At 70.2% G+C, this 1,536-nt stretch carries 1 protein-coding gene; it reads left to right on the plus strand.

Features of this window, described 5'->3' with window-relative positions; translation table 11 throughout:
- Nucleotides 1-219 precede the first annotated feature (219 nt).
- Nucleotides 220-1,452 (plus strand): IS110 family RNA-guided transposase, encoded by a 1,233-nt coding sequence (locus ACI79G_RS24915; RefSeq protein WP_456883714.1) that lies wholly within the window; start codon nucleotides 220-222, stop codon nucleotides 1,450-1,452.
- Nucleotides 1,453-1,536: the final 84 nt, after the last annotated feature.

The raw sequence follows: 1,536 nt of genomic DNA on the forward strand, positions 1-1,536 counted from the left end.
GAGGTGTATCGGTTGGCGATCTTGGATCGCCGCGCTTGGGGATGAGAATGCGGGAGCCGTCCGGCGACGTCGTTACACACTGGCGCGGGCGAGCCCGTTGAGGTGTATGGCGCGGGGTCCTCGGGTGCCCTTGATTGCTGCCGTAGAGCGCGTGGGTCTGTGTCCTGGCAGAGGTCCCTCCGGACGGTGTCCACCCGCTGTCGTGGGAGGTGATCGGCGGTGGAGGTCCTGTTCGAGCGGGTCGCCGGGCTGGACATCGGCAAGGAGTCGTTGTGCGTCTGCGTGCGCACTCCGGGGGCGCGGGGCCGCCGGATGAGCCAGACGCGGACGTTCAAGACCACGACCCGCTCGCTGGTGGTGATGCGGGACTGGCTGCTGGCCGAGGGCGTGACGATCGCGGCGATGGAGTCGACCTCGACCTACTGGAAGGCGCCATTCTACTGCCTGGAGGAAGTCATGGAGGTCTGGCTGCTCAACGCCGCGCACATGAAGGCCGTCCCCGGGCGCAAGACCGACGTCCGCGACGCCGAGTGGATCGCCCAGCTGCTCGAGCACGGGCTGCTGCGGCCGTCGTTCGTGCCACCGGCAGACATTCGCCGGTTGCGGATGCTGACCCGCTACCGGGAGCAGCTGATGGGCGACCGCACCCGGGAGGCGATGCGGCTGGAACTGATGCTCGAAGACGCCAGCATCAAGCTCTCGGTGGTCGCCTCCAGCCTGACCACCGTCTCCGCGCGGGCCATGCTGGCCGCGCTGATCGACGGGGAACGGGATCCGCGGGCGCTGGCGGAGTTGGCCAAGGGCCGGATGCGGGTCAAGATCCCGGCGTTGACCGAGGCGCTGACCGGGCACTTCGACGCCGGCCACGCCCGGTTAGCCCGCTCCATCCTGGATCGGCTGGACGCGGTCGAGGCCGCACTCGCCGAACTGGACGCGGTGATCGCCGACGCGTGCCAACCGTGGGCGCACCAGCTGGAGCTGCTGCAGACCATCCCGGGGGTGGGGGAGAAGGTCGCCCAGGTGATCGTCGCCGAGACCGGCGCGGACATGTCCCGCTTCCCCTCGGCGGCGCACCTGGCGGCCTGGGCCGGGGTCGCGCCGGCGATCCACGAGTCGGCCGGCAAGCGCACCCCGGCCGGCCTGCGGCACGGCAACAAGTGGCTCAGCCACATGCTGGTGGAAGCCGCCGGCTCGGTGGGCCGGATGAAGGGCAAGAACTACCTGGCCGCCCAGCACGCTCGGCTCACCGCCCGGCGCGGGATGGGCCGGGCGCAGGTCGCGGTGGCCCACTCGATTCTGGTCTCGGCCTACTACATGCTGCTGCGTGACGAGCCCTACCAAGACCTCGGTGCCGACTGGCTGGCCCGGCGCAACACCGAGGCGCACACCCGTCGACTGGTCGCCCAACTGGAGAAGCTCGGCCACACGGTGGTCCTCGACCCGGCCGCCTGAACCTAACTGCAGAGGCACTGGAGGACGGCCTTCGGCCGCCCCGCGCTGACGCGCGCCTGCAACTCACCTATTCACGGGTCTGTG

This window comes from Geodermatophilus sp. SYSU D00779 (assembly GCF_054050595.1).